Annotated in this window: 16 protein-coding genes and 1 tRNA gene; 2 read left to right on the forward strand and 15 right to left on the reverse strand. The window is 64.5% G+C overall.

Annotation, left to right across the window (positions count from 1 at the left end; all coding sequences use genetic code 11):
- Positions 1 to 41: 41 nt before the first annotated feature.
- The 3 genes from VLE48_14750 to VLE48_14760 are packed head-to-tail and all read right to left on the reverse strand — an operon-like array spanning position 42 to position 1016.
- Positions 42 to 395, reverse strand: a complete 354-nt coding sequence (locus VLE48_14750) for a carboxypeptidase-like regulatory domain-containing protein (GenBank protein ID HSA94270.1) — start codon at positions 393 to 395, stop codon at positions 42 to 44.
- A 14-nt stretch (positions 396 to 409) separates the two neighbouring features.
- A complete protein-coding gene (locus VLE48_14755) occupies positions 410 to 829 on the reverse strand; it encodes a carboxypeptidase-like regulatory domain-containing protein (protein ID HSA94271.1) in 420 nt (139 codons plus the stop codon).
- Positions 816 to 1016, reverse strand: a complete 201-nt coding sequence (locus VLE48_14760; protein HSA94272.1) for a hypothetical protein — start codon at positions 1014 to 1016, stop codon at positions 816 to 818. Before VLE48_14760 ends, VLE48_14755 begins: the two co-directional genes overlap by 14 nt.
- Positions 1017 to 1130: 114 nt before the next feature.
- Between VLE48_14760 and VLE48_14765 the strand changes: the two genes are divergently transcribed.
- Both VLE48_14765 and VLE48_14770 read left to right on the forward strand, forming a co-directional pair.
- Positions 1131 to 2531, forward strand: coding sequence for a M28 family metallopeptidase (locus VLE48_14765; protein ID HSA94273.1), 1401 nt, complete (start codon positions 1131 to 1133; stop codon positions 2529 to 2531).
- A 61-nt stretch (positions 2532 to 2592) separates the two neighbouring features.
- Entirely contained in the window at positions 2593 to 3417 is an 825-nt protein-coding gene (locus VLE48_14770; GenBank protein HSA94274.1) for a rhomboid family intramembrane serine protease, read from the forward strand.
- A gap of 36 nt (positions 3418 to 3453) precedes the next feature.
- Here VLE48_14770 and pyk read toward each other — a convergent pair whose 3' ends face one another.
- The 12 genes from pyk to VLE48_14830 all read right to left on the reverse strand — a co-directional run bounded on the left by pyk (position 3454) and on the right by VLE48_14830 (position 18745).
- On the reverse strand, positions 3454 to 4923 hold the full coding sequence (gene pyk, locus VLE48_14775; GenBank protein HSA94275.1) for a pyruvate kinase: 1470 nt from the start codon (positions 4921 to 4923) through the stop codon (positions 3454 to 3456).
- A complete protein-coding gene (locus VLE48_14780; GenBank protein ID HSA94276.1) occupies positions 4920 to 5819 on the reverse strand; it encodes a YihY/virulence factor BrkB family protein in 900 nt (299 codons plus the stop codon). The genes pyk and VLE48_14780 overlap by 4 nt, the downstream gene beginning before the upstream one ends.
- Positions 5820 to 6013: 194 nt before the next feature.
- The gene (locus VLE48_14785; protein HSA94277.1) at positions 6014 to 6253 is read right to left on the reverse strand and encodes a hypothetical protein; all 240 of its coding nucleotides are present in this window, start codon (positions 6251 to 6253) and stop codon (positions 6014 to 6016) included.
- A gap of 79 nt (positions 6254 to 6332) precedes the next feature.
- Positions 6333 to 10526 (reverse strand): DNA-directed RNA polymerase subunit beta', encoded by a 4194-nt coding sequence (gene rpoC / locus VLE48_14790; GenBank protein HSA94278.1) that lies wholly within the window; start codon positions 10524 to 10526, stop codon positions 6333 to 6335.
- Positions 10527 to 10630: 104 nt separating this feature from the next.
- The gene (rpoB, locus tag VLE48_14795) at positions 10631 to 15103 is read right to left on the reverse strand and encodes a DNA-directed RNA polymerase subunit beta (protein HSA94279.1); all 4473 of its coding nucleotides are present in this window, start codon (positions 15101 to 15103) and stop codon (positions 10631 to 10633) included.
- 247 nt (positions 15104 to 15350) lie between these two features.
- Complete coding sequence (rplL, locus tag VLE48_14800; protein HSA94280.1) at positions 15351 to 15734, reverse strand: 50S ribosomal protein L7/L12; 384 nt, start codon at positions 15732 to 15734, stop codon at positions 15351 to 15353.
- A 44-nt stretch (positions 15735 to 15778) separates the two neighbouring features.
- Entirely contained in the window at positions 15779 to 16309 is a 531-nt protein-coding gene (gene rplJ, locus VLE48_14805; protein HSA94281.1) for a 50S ribosomal protein L10, read from the reverse strand.
- 36 nt (positions 16310 to 16345) lie between these two features.
- The gene (gene rplA, locus VLE48_14810) at positions 16346 to 17053 is read right to left on the reverse strand and encodes a 50S ribosomal protein L1 (protein HSA94282.1); all 708 of its coding nucleotides are present in this window, start codon (positions 17051 to 17053) and stop codon (positions 16346 to 16348) included.
- A gap of 95 nt (positions 17054 to 17148) precedes the next feature.
- Entirely contained in the window at positions 17149 to 17583 is a 435-nt protein-coding gene (gene rplK / locus VLE48_14815; GenBank protein ID HSA94283.1) for a 50S ribosomal protein L11, read from the reverse strand.
- Positions 17584 to 17633: 50 nt separating this feature from the next.
- Positions 17634 to 18302, reverse strand: a complete 669-nt coding sequence (gene nusG / locus VLE48_14820) for a transcription termination/antitermination protein NusG (protein ID HSA94284.1) — start codon at positions 18300 to 18302, stop codon at positions 17634 to 17636.
- A 31-nt stretch (positions 18303 to 18333) separates the two neighbouring features.
- Positions 18334 to 18591 (reverse strand): preprotein translocase subunit SecE, encoded by a 258-nt coding sequence (secE, locus tag VLE48_14825; GenBank protein HSA94285.1) that lies wholly within the window; start codon positions 18589 to 18591, stop codon positions 18334 to 18336.
- A gap of 78 nt (positions 18592 to 18669) precedes the next feature.
- A tRNA-Trp gene (locus tag VLE48_14830) sits at positions 18670 to 18745 on the reverse strand.
- Positions 18746 to 19182 lie beyond the last annotated feature (437 nt).

Below are 19182 nucleotides of genomic sequence, written 5' to 3' on the forward strand. Positions count from 1 at the left end.
CCGCCCATCGGGCGGCCTTGTTGCTTGCTCCGAATTCCCGCTTACTTCTCGGCGTCGATCTTCAGGTGGATGACGACCTTCTTGCGGCTGTCGAACGAGCTCAGCGTCTTGGTGTCCGAGCGCTTGCCTTGGTACTCGGCGTAGATCTGGTAATCCACGTTGGGCGAGAGGCCGCCGAAGCGGTAGCCGCCGTCGGCTTCGGCGATGAAGGTCTTCACTCCCAGCGTCTTCTGGTTCTTCAGGTACACCACAGCGTTGGGCAGCGGGTCATTGTTGGGAGTTATGACCTGCCCGGAGAGCGCACGGGTGTTATCCTGCTCGTCGGCCGCAAAGGCCGCCAGAGCAGACCCCATCATCGCGAACAGCACTAACAAAACAAAGGACTTACGGCTCAAGTCGTTACCCCTCACTATTCCGTTAGATGCAAGCCGATGTCGGCGCGCTCATCATTTTCGATCTGCACCCGGACCTCCGGTTTGGGTCGGTCCTTGGGGCCTTTCACGTCCGCCCAGACCACGTACTCCTGCTTGCCGGCGGGGAGGCGAACTGCGAACTCGCCGCGCCGGTCCGAATACATCTCCCAGCGCGCTTTTTTCTCCTGGGCGCGGCGGACCTTGACCTTCACTCCCTGCACCGGCCGCGAATCCGGCCCCCAGACAGTCCCAAAGATCAGCGCGTAGGGCTTGCGGGGGTCTTCTTTCGGTTCGGCGGCCCAACTCGAAGCGCCGCCAGTCGCGCCGGGTTTTGCCGGCGTGCCCCAGGTCACCGCACTGCACACGGCGGCCAGCAGCAGGAAAAGCAGGGCGCGAACCGCGCTAGGAGTAGTCACCGTCCTCGCTTTCTTCTTCCTCGTGCTCGTCTTCTTCCTCTTCTTCCTCGACCTTCACCAATTGCAGCGGTTCGGTGCCGACCACCTCGTAGTCGGCGCCACAGTCGGGACAGGAGACGATTTCGCCCTCGTCGACCTCGTCCTCTTCAAAGTCCAGGTTCGCTTCGCATTCCGGACAAGACACCATGAGTGCCTCCTCAGGGGATTGGACGCCGGGCGCGGCGCCCCTGTTATATTTAGAGACTCTTCGCGCCAGCGTCAAGTTGCGCGCTCGCAATCTGAAAATTCCGCAGGAGGACGCGTGCACTTCCCAAGCCCTGCCCTTGCTTTCATGCTGCCCCTGGCGCTGGTCGCTGGAGCCGCCGCCCAAGGTGCTCGGACGACGGCCTCGCCGAACCTAAGTCCCGCTGACCCGCAGATCGCCGCGGCTTTGCGCCAGGTTTCGGCGGCCCGTATCCGCGCCAATATCGAGAAGCTGGTCAGCTTCGGGACGCGCCACACGCTCTCCGCGGCCGATCCCGAAGGGGTGCGCTCCGGGCGCGGCATCGGCGCCGCCCGGCAATGGATCAAGCAGGAGTTCGAGGGTTACTCTCGGGCCTGTGGCGGCTGCTTGACGGTGGAGTTCCAGAGCTACACGCAGCCGCCGGCCGACCGCGTGCCGCAACCCACGGAGATCGTCAACGTCGTCGCGACGCAACGCGGCACGGATGCAGCCAACGCCGGCCGCATCTATGTGGTGACTGGCCACTACGACTCCCGCAACTCCGATCCACTCGACGCTCAGGGCGACGCTCCCGGCGCCAACGACGACGCCAGCGGCACCGCCGTGAGCCTGGAGTGCGCCCGCGTCCTCAGCCAGTACCGTTTCCCGGCGACCATCGTGTTCATGGCCGTAGCCGGGGAGGAGCAGGGACTGTTCGGAAGCCGCCATTTCGCGCGCACCGCACGCGAGAAGAACCTGGACATCGGCGGCGTGCTGAACAACGACATCGTGGGTGGCAACCGCACGCCCGGCGACCGGCTGCGCAATCCCAACCTCGTGCGCGTGTTCTCCGAGGGCATCCCCCTGCGCGCCGGCGAACAGGAGCTGCGTCTGATCCGCGCCACCGGCGGCGAGAACGACTCCGGCTCGCGCCAGCTCGCGCGTTACGTCCACGACATCGCGCGCCAGTACCTGCGCGGACCGTTCGGTCCCCTGCCGGTCTTCCGCCGCGACCGCTACCTGCGCGGCGGCGACCACACTTCCTTCAACGAGTTCGGCTACGCCGCCGTGCGCTTCACCGAGTTTCGCGAAGACTACAACCACCAGCACCAGAACATCCGCACGGAAAACGGCGTCGAGTACGGCGACCTGCCCAAGTTCGTGGACTACGAGTACGTGGCCAACGTCGCGCGCTTGAACGCCGCTGCCCTGGCATCGCTCGCTTCTGCGCCCGCGCCCCCGGCCAATGTCCGCCTGCTGACCAAGGAACTGGAGAACGATTCGACCATCGTCTGGGAGCCTTCTCCCGGCGGCCTGGCCACCGGCTACGAAGTGCTGTGGCGCTCCACCACCGCGGCCTACTGGGAAAACGTGAAACCGGTGGGCAACGTCACGCGCGCCACGCTCAACATGTCCAAGGACAACGTCGTCTTCGCGGTGCGCGCCTTGGACGCCAAAGGCCACCGCAGTCTGACCGTCGTGCCGGTGCCGGAGCGGTGACCGTTCACGCTGCTGCAACAAACCTGTTACTCTGACCACTGGTCACTGGCCACTGCTTTCCATGCCTCGCGGATACGAAGTCACGCTCAGTTTTCCGCCCTTCACTCGCACGATGAAGTGGCTGGTATTCGGCAACGCTGCCATCTTCTTGCTCACGCTGCTGGCAGGATTCGCCTCGCCGCGGCTGGCTGCGAGCTTCGTGTACACATTCGGCCTGGTGCCTGGCCTGGTGGTGAAGGGCTGGATCTGGCAACTGGTGACGTACGCCTTCCTGCACGGTGGCTTCTTCCACCTGCTGTACAACATGCTCATCCTGTGGATGTTCGGCACCGACCTGGAACTGGCCTGGGGACGCCGCCGCTTCCTCGATCTTTACTTCCTCAGCCTGACGGGCGCTGCCGCGGTCACGGTGCTGATGGCGCTCGCCGGCGTGCTGGTAAGCATGCAGGCTCCCACCATCGGCGCCTCCGGCGGCGTATACGGCATCCTGGGCGCTTTTGCCACCATCTACGGCGACCGCCGCATCATCATCTTGCCCATCCCCATCCCGCTGAAAGCGCGCTATTGGGTGGGCTTCCTGGTGGTCATCTCGGTGATCGGGGCGCTGCAAGAGCGCAGCGGGATCGCGCACCTGGCTCACCTGGGTGGGCTGTTGTTCGGGGTCCTGTACGCCCGCCAGTTGATGCGCGGCCGCATAAGCGGAGGCTTGAGTGAAGCCTGGTACGGGCTGCGCAATGCCTGGCATCGCTGGAGGCGCCGCCAAGCTGCCCGCCAGTTCGAGGTCTACATGCGCGACTATGAACGCAAGAGCGCGCATGATCAAGACTCCGATGCTCCGCCCCCCGGCAAAGGCAACGGCGAGCACCGCGGACCCTGGGTCCACTAGCGCGGCTCAGACAATTCTCGCCCGGGTCAGGTCTATTCAACGCTGCGTGCGGCGTTTTCGCTTTGACGGTGGCGTCGAAGGCGCCCCGAGCAAACTCCCCACCACGTGCAAGCGCATGAAGTTGGTGGACCCCGACGCCATCTGCGTCCCTGCCACCACGCCCACCACCTCGCCCCGCTTGACCACGCCCCTCTCCAGCAGCGTTTGCTCGGCGACGCGCGCCATGTCGTCCGACGTGGGCGCCTTTTCGGAATGCATGGGCCGCACGCCCCACAGCAGGTTCAGCCGGTTGCGCACTTCCGGGCTGGCCGTGAACGCGAAGATGCGCGGCTTGGGACGGTACTTGGAAATCAGGCGCGCGGTGTTGCCGGTTTCGGTGAACACGGCGATGGCGCGCATGTCCAGGTTCTGCGCCGCGTGGGCCACGGACTCGCAGATGGCCTCGGCGATGGAGAGTCCCGCGTCCTCACGCCGCCGCCGCGGTCCGGAATCGCCCATGTGGTTCTCGGCCTCGTGGATGATGCGCGCCATGGTCAGCACTGCTTCGCGCGGGTACTTGCCGGAGGCGGTCTCGCCGGAGAGCATGGCGGCGTCGGTGCCGTCGAAGATGGCGTTGGCGACGTCGGAAGCTTCGGCCCGCGTGGGCCGCGGATGCTCGATCATGGACTCCAGCATCTGCGTCGCGGTGATCACCGGTTTGCGCCAGGCCGCGGCACGCTTGATGATGTGCTTCTGGATCACCGGCACCTGCTCGGCGGGCATCTCCACCCCCAGGTCGCCGCGGGCCACCATAACTCCGTCCGCCGCCTCCAGAATCTCCTCCAGATGGCGGATGGCCTGCGGCTTCTCCAACTTGGCGATCACCGGTACGTCGGAGCCGTGCTCGGCGATGCGCCGCTTGGCTTCGTTGACGTCGCGCGCCGAACGCACGAACGACACCGCGACCATGTCTACTCCGTGGCGCAGGCCGAACCCCAGGTCGTCCACATCCTTTTCCGTGAGCGACGGCACGCGCAGCGCCGTCCCCGGCAGGTTGATGCCCTGGTGCTCGGCCAGCAGGCCGCCGTTCACCACCTCGCACTCGACGTCCGCGCCGTGCACCGCCGCCACCCGCAGCTCGATCAGGCCGTCGGCCAGAAGGATGCGCGCTCCCGGGCGTACTTCGCGCGCCAGGGTGGGAAAGGTGGTGGGGATGCGCGTTGCCGTGCCGGCCACGTCCCGCGGCGTAATGGTGATCCGCGCGCCCTCGCGCAGCACGACCGGCTTCCGGTTCTTCAGGCGTCCGGTGCGGATCTTCGGACCCTGCAGGTCCTGCAGGATGCACAGCGTGCGTCCTTCCTTTTCCGCCACGGCGCGCAGCAGGCGGATGCGCGCGGCATGCTCGGCGTGCGTGCCATGCGAAAAATTCAGCCGGGCCACGTCCATGCCCGCACGCACCAGCTCGCGTAGCCCGGCCTCGGACGCGCTCGCCGGTCCGACGGTGCAGACGATCTTGGCTTTCCTCATGAGTGTGCCTGCTGTACGCTCTCCACCCTCTCTCTCGGCAGATGCGGCCGGGGCGCATGCCGCCGGTCTCCCACCGTGCGCGGGTAGCGGATGGCGTTGAACTCGGCGCCCACCATGATCACGATGGACACCAGGTACATCCAGACCAGCAGCGCGATGGCTGCGCCCAGCGAGCCGTACACCACGCTATAGACCGTGAAGGTCTTCACGTACCACGCGAACAGTGCCGTGGTAAACAGCCACAGAAAAGTCGCTACCACCGCTCCCGGCAGCACCCGGTGCCAGGGCTGTGTGCGCGGCACCCCGTTGTGGTAGATGAGCGCAATCACCGCGATCGAGGTCAGAATGGCAATCAGCCATCGCACCGCAGTGAAGAACAGAAAGATGTACTGGCTCAATTGCTTCGTGCTCTGGAACAACATCCAGGTCTCGATCTGGGCCCCGAAGCCCACCAGCATGGTGGCCAGGCTGAGCGGCACCAGGGCCAGCAGTACCAGCAACAGAGCGATGGCGCGTTCCTTCCAGAATCCCCAAGTCTTGGGCAGGCGGTAGGCGTTGCGAAAGCCCTCCATCCAGGAAATCATGATTCCGCTGGCGGCCAGCAGCGTGAACACGGTCCCGAGGAACAGCGGGCGCATGGGTTGTGGTGCGGCGGTCTCAATCAGATGCCGGGCCGTGGCCGCAGCGCCGGGCGGCAGCACCCGGCCCACGGCGAACGCGATCTCGCGCAGAAAGGCCTCCGTCTGGCGGGACGCCGCCAGCACCGAGGCCACCAGCAGCAGCGCCGGAAACAGAGCCAGAATCGAGGAGTAGGCCGAAGCCTTGGCGATGGCGAAGCAGTTGTCCTCGAAGGCGCGCCAGAAGGCCCGCCGCAGCTCGTTCACGAATTTCAGCATATGTGAGTCGGCGGGTCCGGCGTCCCGGGCCCGCCGGCAGTGGCCGTTAGCTTAATGCCCGGGCCGGGCCGGCGCAATGTTGAGCCGCTTAGCGGGCGTGAACCGAGGCGAGTCACGCGAGCCGAGCGAGAGCCCGCTGACGATATCCCGAGCGCAGCGAGGGCCTCAGTTTCCAACCGTGAGCCCAGGCGAGCCTACGTCCGCCGGCCACGCATCCATCGGCGGTCGGCGACCACCGTTGCGGGTGTCACTCCATACCAGGAGAGCAATCGCAGCAGGCTTTGGCCGTAAATCACGGCCAGCGAATACAAGCGGTAGACCGTCGGCTGGGAGCCTCGGTTCTCGATGTCGGAGAGACGGCTGGCCAGCACCATGTAACGGGACGACCCCCGCCGCCGCGCCACCAGGCGGCTGGCCGCCTCGACCTCACGCATCGTGAGGCCGAGCCGCCGCCGTATCGCTCGTAGTTTGGCCCCAGGTCCCCGCATGCCGCCTGCTGTAAGGCGACTGCAACTACTCTGCCGCTAGCTCTTCTCCCTCGCCATCGCCCTCCTGGCGCAACAACTCGAGGGCACGCTCCGCCTCTTCGTACGCGGCCGAGACTTCCTCCTGCACCTTGGCCGCCGCCTCCTCCAGTTCCGGCGAGAGACGGACGTCGCGATAATACTCCATGCCGGTGCCCGCGGGAATCAGGCGGCCTACGATCACGTTCTCTTTCAGCCCGCGCAGGTGGTCCACCGCGCCCTGGATGGAGGCCTCGGTGAGCACCCGCGTCGTCTCCTGGAAGGAGGCTGCGGAGATGAAGGATTCGGTCGAGAGCGACGCCTTGGTGATGCCCAGCAGCAGCGGACGTCCGGTCGAGGGGCGGCCGCCGGAAGCGATCACCCGCTCGTTCTCCTCGCGGAAGCGGAACTTGTCCACCTGCTGATCCAACAGGAACTGCGTGTCGCCCACGTCCTCCACCTTCACCCAGCGCATCATCTGGCGCACGATCACCTCGATGTGCTTGTCGCTGATGGTGACGCCCTGCAACCGGTACACCTCCTGGATCTCGTTCACCAGGTATGCCTGCAGCTCCTTCTCGCCCAGCACCGCCAGGATGTCATGCGGGTTCAGCGGGCCGTCCATCAGCGGTTCGCCGGCACGCACTCGCTCGCCTTCCTGCACGTTCACGTGCACGCCGCGCGGCAGCGAGTATTCCTTCTGGGTGCCGTTTTCATTGACCACGTACACCTTGCGCGTGCCCTTGCTGATCTCGCCGAACTTCACCACGCCGTCGATCTCGCTGATCACCGCGGTCTCGCGCGGCTTGCGGGCCTCGAACAGTTCCACCACCCGCGGCAGTCCGCCGGTGATGTCCTTGGTCTTCGTGGTTTCGCGCGGGATCTTGGCCAGCACGTCGCCCGGATACACGGTGTCGCCTTCGGCCACCATCAGGTGGGCGCGCGAGGGCATCAGGTAGCGCTTGGTGCTCTTGCCCTTGATGATCACGGCCGGCTGGCGCTTCTCATCCTGGGTGTCGGTCACCACGTGGCGCGAGAGGCCTGTGACTTCGTCCACTTCCTCATGCAGCGTCAGGCCCTCCTCCAGGTCCTTGTACTGGGCCGCGCCGCCGATTTCAGTCAGGATGGAGAAGGTGTAGGGATCCCACTCCACCAGCACCTGGCCGAGTGTGACCTCCTGACTGTCCTCCACCTTGACCTTGGCGCCGTACACCACCGAGTAGCGCTCCTTCTCGCGGCCTTTCTCGTCCACGATGGTGATAGAACCGGTGCGGTTCATCACCACCAGCGTGCCGTCCTTGGAGCGCACTGCCTGCAGGTTCTGGAAGCGCAAGATGCCGTTGTTCTTGGCCTCCAGGCGCGACTGCTCCGACACCCGCGACGCCGTGCCCCCGATGTGGAAGGTACGCATGGTGAGCTGCGTGCCCGGTTCCCCGATGGACTGGGCCGCGATCACGCCCACGGCCTCGCCCAGCTCTACCAGCTTGCCGCCCGCCAGGTTGCGCCCGTAGCACATGACGCACACCCCGCGCTTGGACTCGCAGGTCAGCACCGAGCGGATCTTCACCTTCTCGATGCCCGCCGCCTGGATGCTGCCGGCCAGGTCTTCAGTGATGTCCTGGTTGACGTCCACGATGACGTTGCCTTCGTAGTCCTTGATCTTCTCCAGCGACACGCGGCCCACGATGCGGTCACGCAGCGGCTCGATGATCTCGCCCGACTCCACGATGGAACCTACGTAGATGCCGTCCAGCGTGCCGCAGTCGACCTCGCTGACGATCACGTCTTGGGCCACGTCTACCAGGCGCCGTGTCAGGTAGCCGGAATCGGCCGTCTTGAGCGCCGTGTCCGCCAGGCCCTTGCGCGCGCCGTGGGTCGAAATGAAGTACTGCAGCACCGTCAACCCTTCGCGGAAGTTCGCGGTGATCGGCGTCTCGATGATCTCGCCCGAGGGCTTGGCCATCAGCCCGCGCATGCCGGAGAGCTGCCGGATCTGCTGCTTCGAGCCGCGGGCGCCCGAGTCCGCCATGATGTAAATCGGGTTGATCTGGCCCGAACGGTCCTGGTCCTGCATGACCGAGAACATTTCGTCGGCCACCTTCTCCGTGATCGACGACCAGATCTCGATCACCTTGTTGTAGCGCTCGCCGTTGGTGATGGCGCCGTCCAGATACTGCTGCTGCACGCCGATCACCTGCTTCTGCGCCTCGCTCACCAGCTTCGCTTTGTGCTCCGGGATCACCATGTCGTCGATGCCGATGGAGAGTCCCGCCCGGGTGGCGTACAGGAACCCCAGTTCCTTGATCTCATCCAGCATCTTCACCGTGGCTTCCAGGCCGAAGCGCAGGTAGCAGAAGTTCACCAGCTGCCCGACCCCCTTCTTCTTCAGCAGCCCGTTGATGTAGGGCATACCCTCGGACAGGTGGTCGTTGAAGATGGCGCGGCCCACCGTGGTCTTGATGTACTGCCGCTCGTACTGCACCGGCTCGGTGTGCAGTACGTCCTGGTCGTCGTAGGCGGTGGTCAGATCGAGCACCTGCCCGGTGTAGCGCAGACGGATGGGCGTGAGCGTCTCCACCTCGCCCGCCTCCAGCGCCAGCAGCACTTCGTCGATGTTGGCAAAGGCGCGGCCTTCGCCCTTGGCTCCCGGCTTGGCCTTGGTGAGGTAGTAAAGGCCGAGCACCATGTCCTGTGTGGGCACGGTGATGGGCTGGCCCGATGCCGGCGACAGGATGTTGTGCGAGGAGAGCATCAGCACGCTCGCCTCCACCTGCGCCTCCGGCGACAGCGGGATATGCACCGCCATCTGGTCGCCGTCGAAATCCGCGTTGAATGCCGTGCACACCAGCGGGTGGATCTTGATCGCTTTGCCCTCCACCAGCACCGGCTCGAACGCCTGGATGCCCAACCGATGCAGGGTCGGGGCTCGGTTCAGCAGCACCGGGTGATCCTTGATGACCTCCTCCAGGATGTCCCAGACCACCGACTCCTGCATCTCCACCAGTTCCTTGGCTTGCTTGATGGTGGTGCAGTGGCCGGTCTGTTCCAGCCGGTGATAGATGAAGGGCTTGAACAGCTCCAGCGCCATCTTCTTGGGCAGGCCGCACTGGTGCAGCTTCAGTTCCGGTCCCACCACGATCACCGAGCGGCCGCTGTAATCCACGCGCTTGCCCAGCAGGTTCTGGCGGAAGCGTCCCTGCTTGCCCTTGAGCGTGTCCGAGAGCGACTTCAGAGGACGGTTGTTGGCGCCACGCAGCACGCGGCCGCGGCGGCCGTTGTCGAACAGCGCGTCCACCGCCTCCTGCAACATGCGCTTCTCGTTGCGCACGATGACTTCGGGAGCATGCAGGTCCATCAGCTTCTTCAGCCGGTTGTTGCGGTTGATGACCCGCCGGTACAGATCGTTCAAATCGCTGGTCGCGAACCGCCCGCCGTCCAGCGGCACCAGGGGACGCAGCTCCGGAGGGATGACCGGAAGCACGTCCAGGATCATCCACTGCGGCCGGTTGCCGCTCTTGCGGAAGGCCTCCACCACCTTCAGCCGCTTGGCGTGCTTCAGACGCTTCTGCAGCGAAGACTCGTGCTTCATCTTGTCGCGCAGCTCGGTGGAAAGCTCTTCCACCTCCACCCGCTTCAACAGCTCCTTGATGGCTTCGGCGCCCATCATGGCCTTGAAGCCGGTGGCGCGGTACTGCTGATCCAGTTCGCGGTAGCGCTGCTCTTCGCGCAGGACTTCCTTTTCCTTCACCGGCGCGTCGCCCGTTTCCACCACGACGTAAGCTTCGAAGTACAGCACCGACTCCAGGTCGCGCAGGGAGATGTCCAGCAGGTGCCCGATGCGGCTGGGCAAGCCCTTGAAGAACCACACATGGGAGCAGGGCGAGGCCAGCTCGATGTGGCCCAGGCGCTCGCGACGCACCTTGGAAAGCGTCACCTCGACGCCGCACTTGTCGCAGATCACTCCGCGGTGCTTCATGCGCTTGTACTTGCCGCACAGGCACTCCCAGTCGGTCACCGGGCCGAAGATGCGGGCGCAGAACAGCCCGTCCCGCTCCGGCTTGAAGGTGCGGTAGTTGATCGTCTCCGGCTTGGTAACCTCGCCGTGCGACCAGCTGCGGATCTTCTCCGGCGAGGCTAGGCTGATGCGGATGGCGTCGAAGTCTGCGGTCATGTGTCCGATGTCGTACGGGTTCGAACGGAACAAGTGGTCCTCTGCTTCCTGCGGCGGTCACGCCCGCCGCGACGCGGCTCCCGGTTCCTGGTTTCCGCGCGCCCGGAGGGAGCTCTCCGGGTAACGCGGCGAAACTCCTAGTCCGCTGCGGCGGGTGTGGGTGCCTTCCTGCCGTTGTGCATCTTCAGCAGTTCCACGTCCAGGCACAGCGACTGCAACTCACGAATCAGCACGTTGAACGACTCCGGCACGCCCGGCTCGATGGCCGCTTCGCCCTTGACGATGGCCTCGTAGATCTTCGTGCGGCCGTAGACGTCGTCGGACTTCGCGGTCAGCAGTTCCTGCAGGATGTAGGCGGCGCCGTACGCTTCCAGCGCCCACACTTCCATTTCGCCGAAGCGCTGTCCGCCGAACTGCGCCTTGCCGCCCAGCGGCTGCTGCGTGATCAACGAGTACGGTCCGATGGAGCGCGCGTGGATCTTGTCGTCGACCAGGTGCGACAGCTTGAGCATGTAGATGTAGCCCACCGTGACCGGCTGTTCGAACTTGTCGCCGGTCATGCCGTCGTAGAGATCCACCTTGCCCGACTCCGGTAGTCCCGCCTCTTTCAGCAGCGACTTGATCTCCGTTTCGCGCGCGCCGTCGAACACCGGCGACGAGAAATACGCGCCCCGGGTCATGGTCCCGGCCAGCGATTCCAGTTCGTCGTCTTCCATCTCCGCGATGACTCCCACGAACGTGCTGGCCCTAAAGATCTGCTTCAGTTCGCGCCGCATCACTTCCGCTCGCGAGTTCTCTTCCATCAGCTTGCGGATGCGCTGCCCCAGTTCGTGTGCCGCCCAGCCCAGGTGGGTTTCCAGGATCTGGCCCACGTTCATGCGGCTGGGCACGCCCAGCGGGTTCAGCACGATCTCCACCGGCGTCCCGTCGGCCAGGTACGGCATGTCCTCTTCCGGCAGGATGCGTGCGATCACGCCCTTGTTTCCGTGGCGGCCGGCCATCTTGTCGCCCACGCTCAGCTTGCGTTTCATGGCGATGTACACCTTCACCAGCTTGATGACGCCCGGCGGCAGCTCATCGCCTTTCTTCAGCTTGTCTTCGCGCTCCCGCATGATCTTGCGCAGCACGTCGATCTGCCGCGAAGTCATCTCCTCGATCTCATCGATCTGCTCGTTCACCCGCGGGTCCTTGTCGGCGAACTTGATGCGCTTCAGGTTGCGGGTCGCGATGCGCTCGATGGTGTCGCGGTCGAGGATGGTTTCCTTGGTCAGCAGGCGCTTGTTGGTGCGCTCGTCGTGCAGGTCGGCCTGCACCTCCTTGCCGCCCAGGATTGCCTCCAGCCGCTTCAGCCGTTCGTCGGTCAGAATGCGGATCTCGTCGGCCAGGTTCTTCTCCAGCTTCTCGATCTGCGTCCCTTCGATGGCTTTGGCGCGCTCGTCTTTCTCCTGTCCTTTGCGGGAGAAGATCTTCACGTCCACCACCGTGCCCTCGATGCCCGGAGGGCAGGTGAGCGACGCGTCGCGCACGTCTCCGGCCTTTTCCCCGAAGATGGCGCGCAGCAGCTTCTCTTCCGGCGTCAGTTGGGTCTCGCCCTTGGGCGTCACCTTGCCCACCAGGATGTCGCCCGGTTTCACCGTCGCGCCGATGCGGATCACGCCGCTCTCATCCAGGTCGCGCAGCGCCGATTCGCTGACGTTGGGGATGTCGCGGGTGATCTCTTCCGGTCCCAGCTTGGTGTCGCGCGCCTCGATCTCGAACTCTTCGATGTGCACCGAAGTGTAGTAGTCGTCGCGAACCAGTTTTTCGCTCACCAGGATGGCGTCCTCGAAGTTGTACCCGCGCCAGGGCATGAAGGCCACCAGGACGTTCCGTCCCAGCGCCAGCTCGCCCCGGTCGGTGCACGGGCCGTCGGCGATGACCGTGCCCTTCTCTACCCGCTCGCCCTTCTTCACCACCGGTTTCTGGTTGATGCAGGTGTTCTGGTTGGAGCGCTTGAATTTGGTGAGCTGATAGATATCCGAGCCCACTTCGCGCGAGAGCTGTCCCGGATGGTGCTCGCCCTCCACGCGCACGATGATGCGCTCCGAATCCACCGAGTCCACGATGCCGCTGCGCCGCGCCAGCACCACCGCGCCCGAGTCCCGTGCCGTCACGCCCTCCATGCCCGTGCCCACCAGCGGCGCTTCCGCGCGCAGCAGCGGCACCGACTGCCGTTGCATGTTGGCGCCCATCAGCGCGCGGTTGGCGTCGTCGTGCTCCAGGAACGGCACCAGCGACGCCGCCACCGACACCAGCTGCTTGGGGCTGACGTCGACGTAGTCCACTTCCTCGCGCTGCACCAGGACGAAGTTGCCCGCCTTGCGCGCGTTCACCAGCTCCTGCACCAGGCGCCCGTGCTCATCCAGTTCCACGTTGGCCTGCGCGATCACGTGCCGGTCTTCCTCCCACGCCGAAAGGTAGAAGGAATGCGGCTCGAACTCCGCTTGCCGCCGCCGCTTCTCTTTCAGCTCGGCGTTGGTGCGGTCGGCTTCCCGCTTCTCCACGTGCTCGCCCACCTTGTAGTCGCTGTCGCCGGCGTTGATGATGCCGACGTAGTCCACCACCTTGCCGCTTCTCACCCGGCGGTAGGGCGACTCGATGAACCCGTAATCGTTGATGCGCGCATAGCAGCTCAGCGACGAGATCAGCCCGATGTTCGGGCCTTCCGGCGTCTCGATGGGGCAGATGCGTCCGTAGTGCGTCGGGTGCACGTCGCGCACTTCGAACCCGGCGCGCTCGCGCGACAGCCCACCCGGCCCCAGCGCGGAGAGGCGCCGCTTGTGCGTGATCTCCGAGAGCGGATTGGTCTGGTCCATGAACTGCGAAAGCTGGCTCGACCCGAAGAACTCGCGAATCGCCGCCATCACCGGCTTGGCGTTCACCAGGTCGTGCGGCATGGCCGTGGACATCTCCTGGTACACGCTCATCTTTTCCTTGATGGCCCGCTCCATCCGCACCAGGCCGATGCGGAACTGGTTTTCCAGCAGCTCGCCCACCGCGCGCACCCGCCGGTTGCCCAGGTGGTCGATGTCGTCCACCGCACCCAGGCTCCGCCGCAGCTTCAAGAGATAGCGGATGGTGGCGTAGAAGTCGTCCGGCTCCAGCGTCCGGTTATCCAGGTTCGTGGCTTCGGCGTTCTCGAACAGCTTGATGTTGAACTTCAGCCGGCCCACCCGCGAAAAGTCGTATTTGCGAGGGTCGAAGAACATGCCGTGGAACAGCGAGGTCGCCGTGTCCAGCGTGGGCGGATCGCCCGGGCGCAGCTTGCGGTAGATCTCGATCAGCGCTTCCTGCGGCGTCTTCACCGAGTCCTTGCGCAGGGTGTGGCTCACCATCACCCCCACTTCGTCGCGCTCCGGGAAGAACACCGGCAGCTCGGTCACGCCGGCATCCATCAGCTTCAGCAGCTTGTCGCTGGTGATTTCGGAGTTGGCCTCCAGCAGCACCTCGCCGCTCGAGGTGTCCACGATGTCGGCCACCGTCCAGGCGCCGTCCAGTTCCGTGGCCTCGATCTCCACTTCGCCGATCTTCGCCTTCTGCAGCTCCTTCAGCACGGCCGCGTTGATCTTGCGGCCCGAGTGCGCGATCTCATCCCCGCCCTTCGAGGTCACCCGGTGCGCCGGCCGCGCGCCCACCAGGTGCGTGGGCTTCTCCCCCGTCGGCTCCACCGTCCAGAACAGCTTCTTGTCGCGCAACGCGATGCGGTCCACGGTGTAGAAGGTGCGCAGGATGTCTTCGTCCGTCCGCAGCCCCAGCGCTCGCAAAAAGATGGTCCCCAGGAACTTGCGCTTGCGGTCGATGCGCACGTACAGAATGTTCTTCAGGTCGTACTCGAACTCCACCCAGGAACCGCGGTAGGGGATGATCTTCCCCAGGAAGTAGGTGCGGTTGTTGGCGGTCTCGAAGAACACTCCCGGCGAGCGATGCAACTGGCTCACGATCACTCGCTCGGTCCCGTTGATCACGAAGGTGCCGTTCGCGGTCATCAGCGGCACGTCGCCGAAGAACACTTCCTGCTCCTTGATGTCGCGGATGGAGCGCTCGCCCGTCTCCGGATCCTTCTCGAAGATGGTCAGGCGAATGGTCACCTTCAGCGGCGCGCTGTAGGTCATGCCGCGCTCTTCGCACTCCACCACGTCGTACTTGAGTTGCATCCCCACCGGGTCGCCGCACTTGCCGCAGAAATCGGGCGTATTGGCGTTATAGGTGCCGCACTTCCCGCACAACACGTCCCCCGGATGGAACGGGTCGGTGATCACCGTCGAGCCGCAGTTCTTGCACGTCGTGCGCAGGTGGTGCAGGCCCTTCAGGTGGCCGCACTTGCACTCCCAGTTCCCGATGGCGTAGTCCACGAAGTCCAACTGCGACACGTTGCGGAAGTCGGTGATGGGGAACACCGACTGGAACACCGCCTGCAGCCCGGTGTCATCGCGCTCGGCCGGCAGCCTGTCCATCTGCAGGAAGCGGTCGTAGCTCCGCTTCTGCACTTCGATCAGGTTGGGAATCTGAAGGGCGGCCGGAATCTTGGCGAAATCCAGGCGGCCGCGGAACACCTTGTTCTTGGTCGACATCTTTGCTCCTGCCTGCCCCGCTGCGCCGGGGGCGGCTTAACAAGGACCCGGAGCCGCTACGCCCGGTCCTCGGTGATCGGAAAAGCGCGGCAGCGCTCCCGGAGAGAAACTTCCCCGTGAGCGCCGTTGGCGGCACTTGCGATGGCCTGAATTGTGACTTGCCGCGCCAGTTCGAAGCTCGTTACCTGATCCCGCCTCCGAAGAGACGGGAGCCTGCGGGTCTGCCCCGCTGCTGGACCGCGCCCGTCTACTTCACTTCCACGGTGGCGCCGGCCTCGGTAAACTTCTTCTTGATGTTCTCTGCCTCTTCTTTGGAGACGCCTTCCTTCACCGCCTTGGGGGCGCCATCCACCAGGTCCTTGGCTTCCTTCAGGCCCAGGCTGGTGACTTCGCGCACCGCCTTGATGACGTTGATCTTGTTCGCGCCCACATCCTTGAGAACGACGGTGAACTCCGTCTTCTCCTCGGCTGCCGGTGCGCCCGCCGCTGCGGCTCCTCCGCCGGCCACCACCACCGGCGCCGCCGCCGCTGCCGAAACGCCCAAACGCTCTTCCAGGCGCTTCACCAGCTGCGCCGCGTCCAGCAGCGACAGCCCTACGATCTGTTCTTCCAACTGCTGCAAATCAGCCATTTCTCTCTCCGCCTTGGTTAAAGGTTTTTCAGTGACTCCGTGATTCACTCAGCAAACTTCTTCTTTTCCACTCCCTGGCTCACCACCACCGCCAAATCCCTGCCCACGGCATTCATCGCCGTCACCAGCCTCTGCGCCGGCGCGTTGATGAGGAACAGGAGCTTGGAGAGGACCTCCTCCCGCGAGGGCAGGGTCGCCAGGGCCTCGATCTCCGCCACCGTGATGGCGCGGCCTTCCACCACCGCCGCCTTGAAGCTGTATTCCGGGTTGTCTTTGGCGTAGCGGGCCAGCGCCTTGGCCAGCACCACCGGATCGCCTTCGGTGTAGGCGATCGACGTCACCCCGGCCAGGTCTTTCATCACCGCTTCCACCGCGGTTCCCTGTGCCGCCCGCTCGGCCAGCGTGTTCTTCACCACCCGGTAACGGGCCCCGGCTGCGCGCACGCTCTTGCGCAGTTCGAAGTCCTGCGACACTTTGAGCTTGGAGAAAGTGCCCACGATCATGTGGCTGGCCTTGGCCAGTTCCGCGCTCAGCTTCTCGACCTGCTCGACTTTTCGTGCCTTCGTAACCGCCATCTCTCTTGTCCTTGCTGGAAAACTCGAAACTGGAAGCTATGTTTTGGCCGCGGCTTCGGCCGCGGCGGTATCAATCGCAATCCCCGGTCCCATGGTCGAGGACAGCGTGACACCCTTGATGTACCTGCCCTTGGCCGTCGTCGGCTTGGCCTTGATGACGCTGGAGATCACGGTGGCTGCGTTTTCCACCAGCTTCTCCGCTGCAAAACTGATCTTGCCCACCGGCACGTGCACCAGCGCGGTCTTGTCGGTGCGGAACTCAACCTTGCCGGCCTTGATCTCCGCTACCGCCTTGGCCACGTCGAAGCTCACCGTGCCCGTCTTGGGATTGGGCATCAGGCCGCGCGGGCCCAGGATCTTGCCCAGCCGCCCCACCGCTTTCATCATGTCCGGGGTGGCGATCACCGAGTCGTAGTCGATCCAGTTCTCCTTCTGGATCTTCTCCACCATCTCCTCGCCGCCCACGAAGTCGGCCCCTGCCTGCTCGGCCTCCTTCACCTTCTCGCCGCTGGCGATGACCAGCACCTTCTTCGACTTGCCCAGCCCGTGCGGCAGCACCACCGTGCCCCGCACCATCTGGTCGGCGTGCTTGGGATCGACACCCAGCCGGATGTTCACTTCCACCGTCTCATCGAACTTGGCGTAGCGCACCTTTTGCAGCAGCGGCACCGCGTCTTCCAGCACGTAGGCGCGCTTCTCCACCGCCGCTCGCGCCTTGGTGATGTTCTTTCCCGCTTTCTTCATCTCGTTCCCCGTCTCCTACCGCTCCGCCTCGTCTTCGGCGGGCCGTAGTGTTTGCGACTTCAATTTCGCAATTCCGCAGTTCCGCACTTCGGCAGTCACGCCACCACTTCGATTCCCATACTCCGCGCCGTGCCCTTGATGCTCTTGATGGCGCTCTCCACCGACGCCGCGTTCAGGTCCGGCATCTTCTGCCGCGCGATCTCTTCCACCTGCTTCTCGGTTACCTTGCCCACCTTCTCCTTGTTCGGCGTTCCCGAACCCTTGGCGATGCCCGCCGCCCGCTTCAGCAGCACCGCCGCGGGAGGCGTCTTGGTGATGAAGGTGAACGAGCGGTCGGTGTAGACCGTGATCACCACCGGGATGATCAGCCCGTCCAGTTCCTTGGCGCTGGTGCGCGCGTTGAACTGCTTACAGAACTCCATGATGTTGACCTGCGCCTGGCCCAGCGCCGGCCCCACTGGAGGCGCCGGCGTCGCCTTCCCCGCCGGTATCTGCAGCTTCACGCTTCCTGAGACTTTTTTCGCCGCCATGTCCTTGCCTTGCTCCTAAAAAGTGCCTGCCCGCCGCCGGCTACCGCCTGCTAGCTGCTTTTCTCTACTTGCCCGAATTCCAACTCCACCGGCGTGGACCGCCCGAAGATCGTCACCATCACCTTCAGCGTTTCCCGGTCCTCGTTCACCTCGTCCACCACTCCGGTGAAGCTGGCGAACGGTCCTTCGATGATCTTGACGGTCTCGTTCTTCTCGAACCGTACCTTGAGCTTGGGCTTTTCCCGCCCGGTCTCCACCCGGTAGACGATCTGGTTCACTTCCTCCTCGGAGAGCGGCGTCGGCTCGCTGGCCGTGCCCAGAAAACCGGTAACCCGGGGCGTGGACTTCACCATGTGCCAGACCTGGTCGCCATCCCCCCCGCTGCGAAACCCGGTCAGGTCCATCTCCACCAGCACGTAGCCGGGATAGAACATGCGCTCGGTCGTGTACTTCTTTCCCCCGCGCACCTCGGTCACCGGTTCGGTGGGAATCAGCACTCGCCCGATCTTCTCCTCCAGCTGGAACGCCTTCACCCGCGACTCCAGCGATTCCTTCACCTTGCGCTCGAACCCGCTATAGGTGTGCACGATGTACCACTTCATGTTCGGGTTCACCGGGCGCTCGGGTAGGACCTGTGGCGCTTCCGCCTCTTCCACCCCGTTGGGGGCGGACGCGGGCGCCGCGTTCTCCGCCTGCTCGGTCTTGTTCTCTTCGTTCATGCTGCTCCGGGCCTGCCTCGCTTGCCCTTGTCTAATGGAAGTAGCGGAACAATTGGTCGATCGCCCGCCCCAAAACGCTGTCGATCACGAAGAAGTAGACGCCGAACAGGAACACCGTGATGATCACCACCATGGTGGTCGCCTGGACTTCCTTGCGCGACGGCGTCGAGACCTTCTTCATCTCCGTGCGCACATCGCCGTAGAAGCCCTTGATCCGCGCCGGCCATGCCTTCACCTTCCCGACGGCCCCGTTCTCTTCCATCAGCCGCACCGCTTCTGACTTCGCCATCTTCCCTTTGTCCTGCTTCCTGCTACTGAAACCTGCGTCCGGCTTCCCTACCCGCCGGGTTCCGCCCGCCCAAAATCCTGGCAGGGGCGGAGGGATTCGAACCCCCAAGTCCGGTTTTGGAGACCGGCAGTTTAACCGTTGAGCTTACGCCCCTGAGTTCATTGAGCCATGGAATGATTGAATCATTGAGTCATTGGGAGCTGGGTCAAGGATTCGCTTTCCCAAGGATTCAATGACCAAATGATTCAATGATTCAATCTCTTCATTTCGCTTCCTTGTGCGGCGTGTGCTTACGGCACTTGCGACAGAACTTGCTGAACTCCAGCCGGTCCGTGGTCGTCTTCCGGTTCTTGGTCGTCGAATAATTCCGGTCTTTGCACACCGTGCACTGCAGGGTCACGATCTCTCGCATAACTCCCCTATTTCACGATCTCGGTGAGGGTGCCGGCGCCCACGGTGCGGCCGCCCTCGCGGATAGCGAACCGCAGCCCCTTCTCCATCGCCACCGGCGTGATCAGCTCCACTTCCAGGTTCACGTTGTCCCCCGGCATCACCATCTCCGTGCCCCCGGGCAGCTCCGCCACCCCGGTC

The sequence above is a fragment of the Terriglobales bacterium genome (assembly GCA_035454605.1).
Lineage (GTDB): Bacteria > Acidobacteriota > Terriglobia > Terriglobales > Acidobacteriaceae > DATMAB01.

Excerpts from the sequence above, each read along its gene's own strand:
- VLE48_14780 (HSA94276.1), bottom strand. The coding sequence starts at position 5,819 with ATGCTGAAATTCGTGAACGAGCTGCGGCGGGCCTTCTGGCGCGCCTTC.
- nusG (HSA94284.1), bottom strand. The coding sequence starts at position 18,302 with ATGAACGAAGAGAACAAGACCGAGCAGGCGGAGAACGCGGCGCCCGCG.
- pyk (HSA94275.1), bottom strand. The coding sequence starts at position 4,923 with ATGAGGAAAGCCAAGATCGTCTGCACCGTCGGACCGGCGAGCGCGTCC.
- VLE48_14770 (HSA94274.1), top strand. The coding sequence starts at position 2,593 with ATGCCTCGCGGATACGAAGTCACGCTCAGTTTTCCGCCCTTCACTCGC.
- rplJ (HSA94281.1), bottom strand. The coding sequence starts at position 16,309 with ATGGCGGTTACGAAGGCACGAAAAGTCGAGCAGGTCGAGAAGCTGAGC.
- VLE48_14785 (HSA94277.1), bottom strand. The coding sequence starts at position 6,253 with ATGCGTGAGGTCGAGGCGGCCAGCCGCCTGGTGGCGCGGCGGCGGGGG.
- rplA (HSA94282.1), bottom strand. The coding sequence starts at position 17,053 with ATGAAGAAAGCGGGAAAGAACATCACCAAGGCGCGAGCGGCGGTGGAG.
- secE (HSA94285.1), bottom strand. The coding sequence starts at position 18,591 with ATGGCGAAGTCAGAAGCGGTGCGGCTGATGGAAGAGAACGGGGCCGTC.
- rpoB (HSA94279.1), bottom strand. The coding sequence starts at position 15,103 with ATGTCGACCAAGAACAAGGTGTTCCGCGGCCGCCTGGATTTCGCCAAG.
- rplL (HSA94280.1), bottom strand. The coding sequence starts at position 15,734 with ATGGCTGATTTGCAGCAGTTGGAAGAACAGATCGTAGGGCTGTCGCTG.
- rplK (HSA94283.1), bottom strand. The coding sequence starts at position 17,583 with ATGGCGGCGAAAAAAGTCTCAGGAAGCGTGAAGCTGCAGATACCGGCG.
- VLE48_14760 (HSA94272.1), bottom strand. The coding sequence starts at position 1,016 with ATGGTGTCTTGTCCGGAATGCGAAGCGAACCTGGACTTTGAAGAGGAC.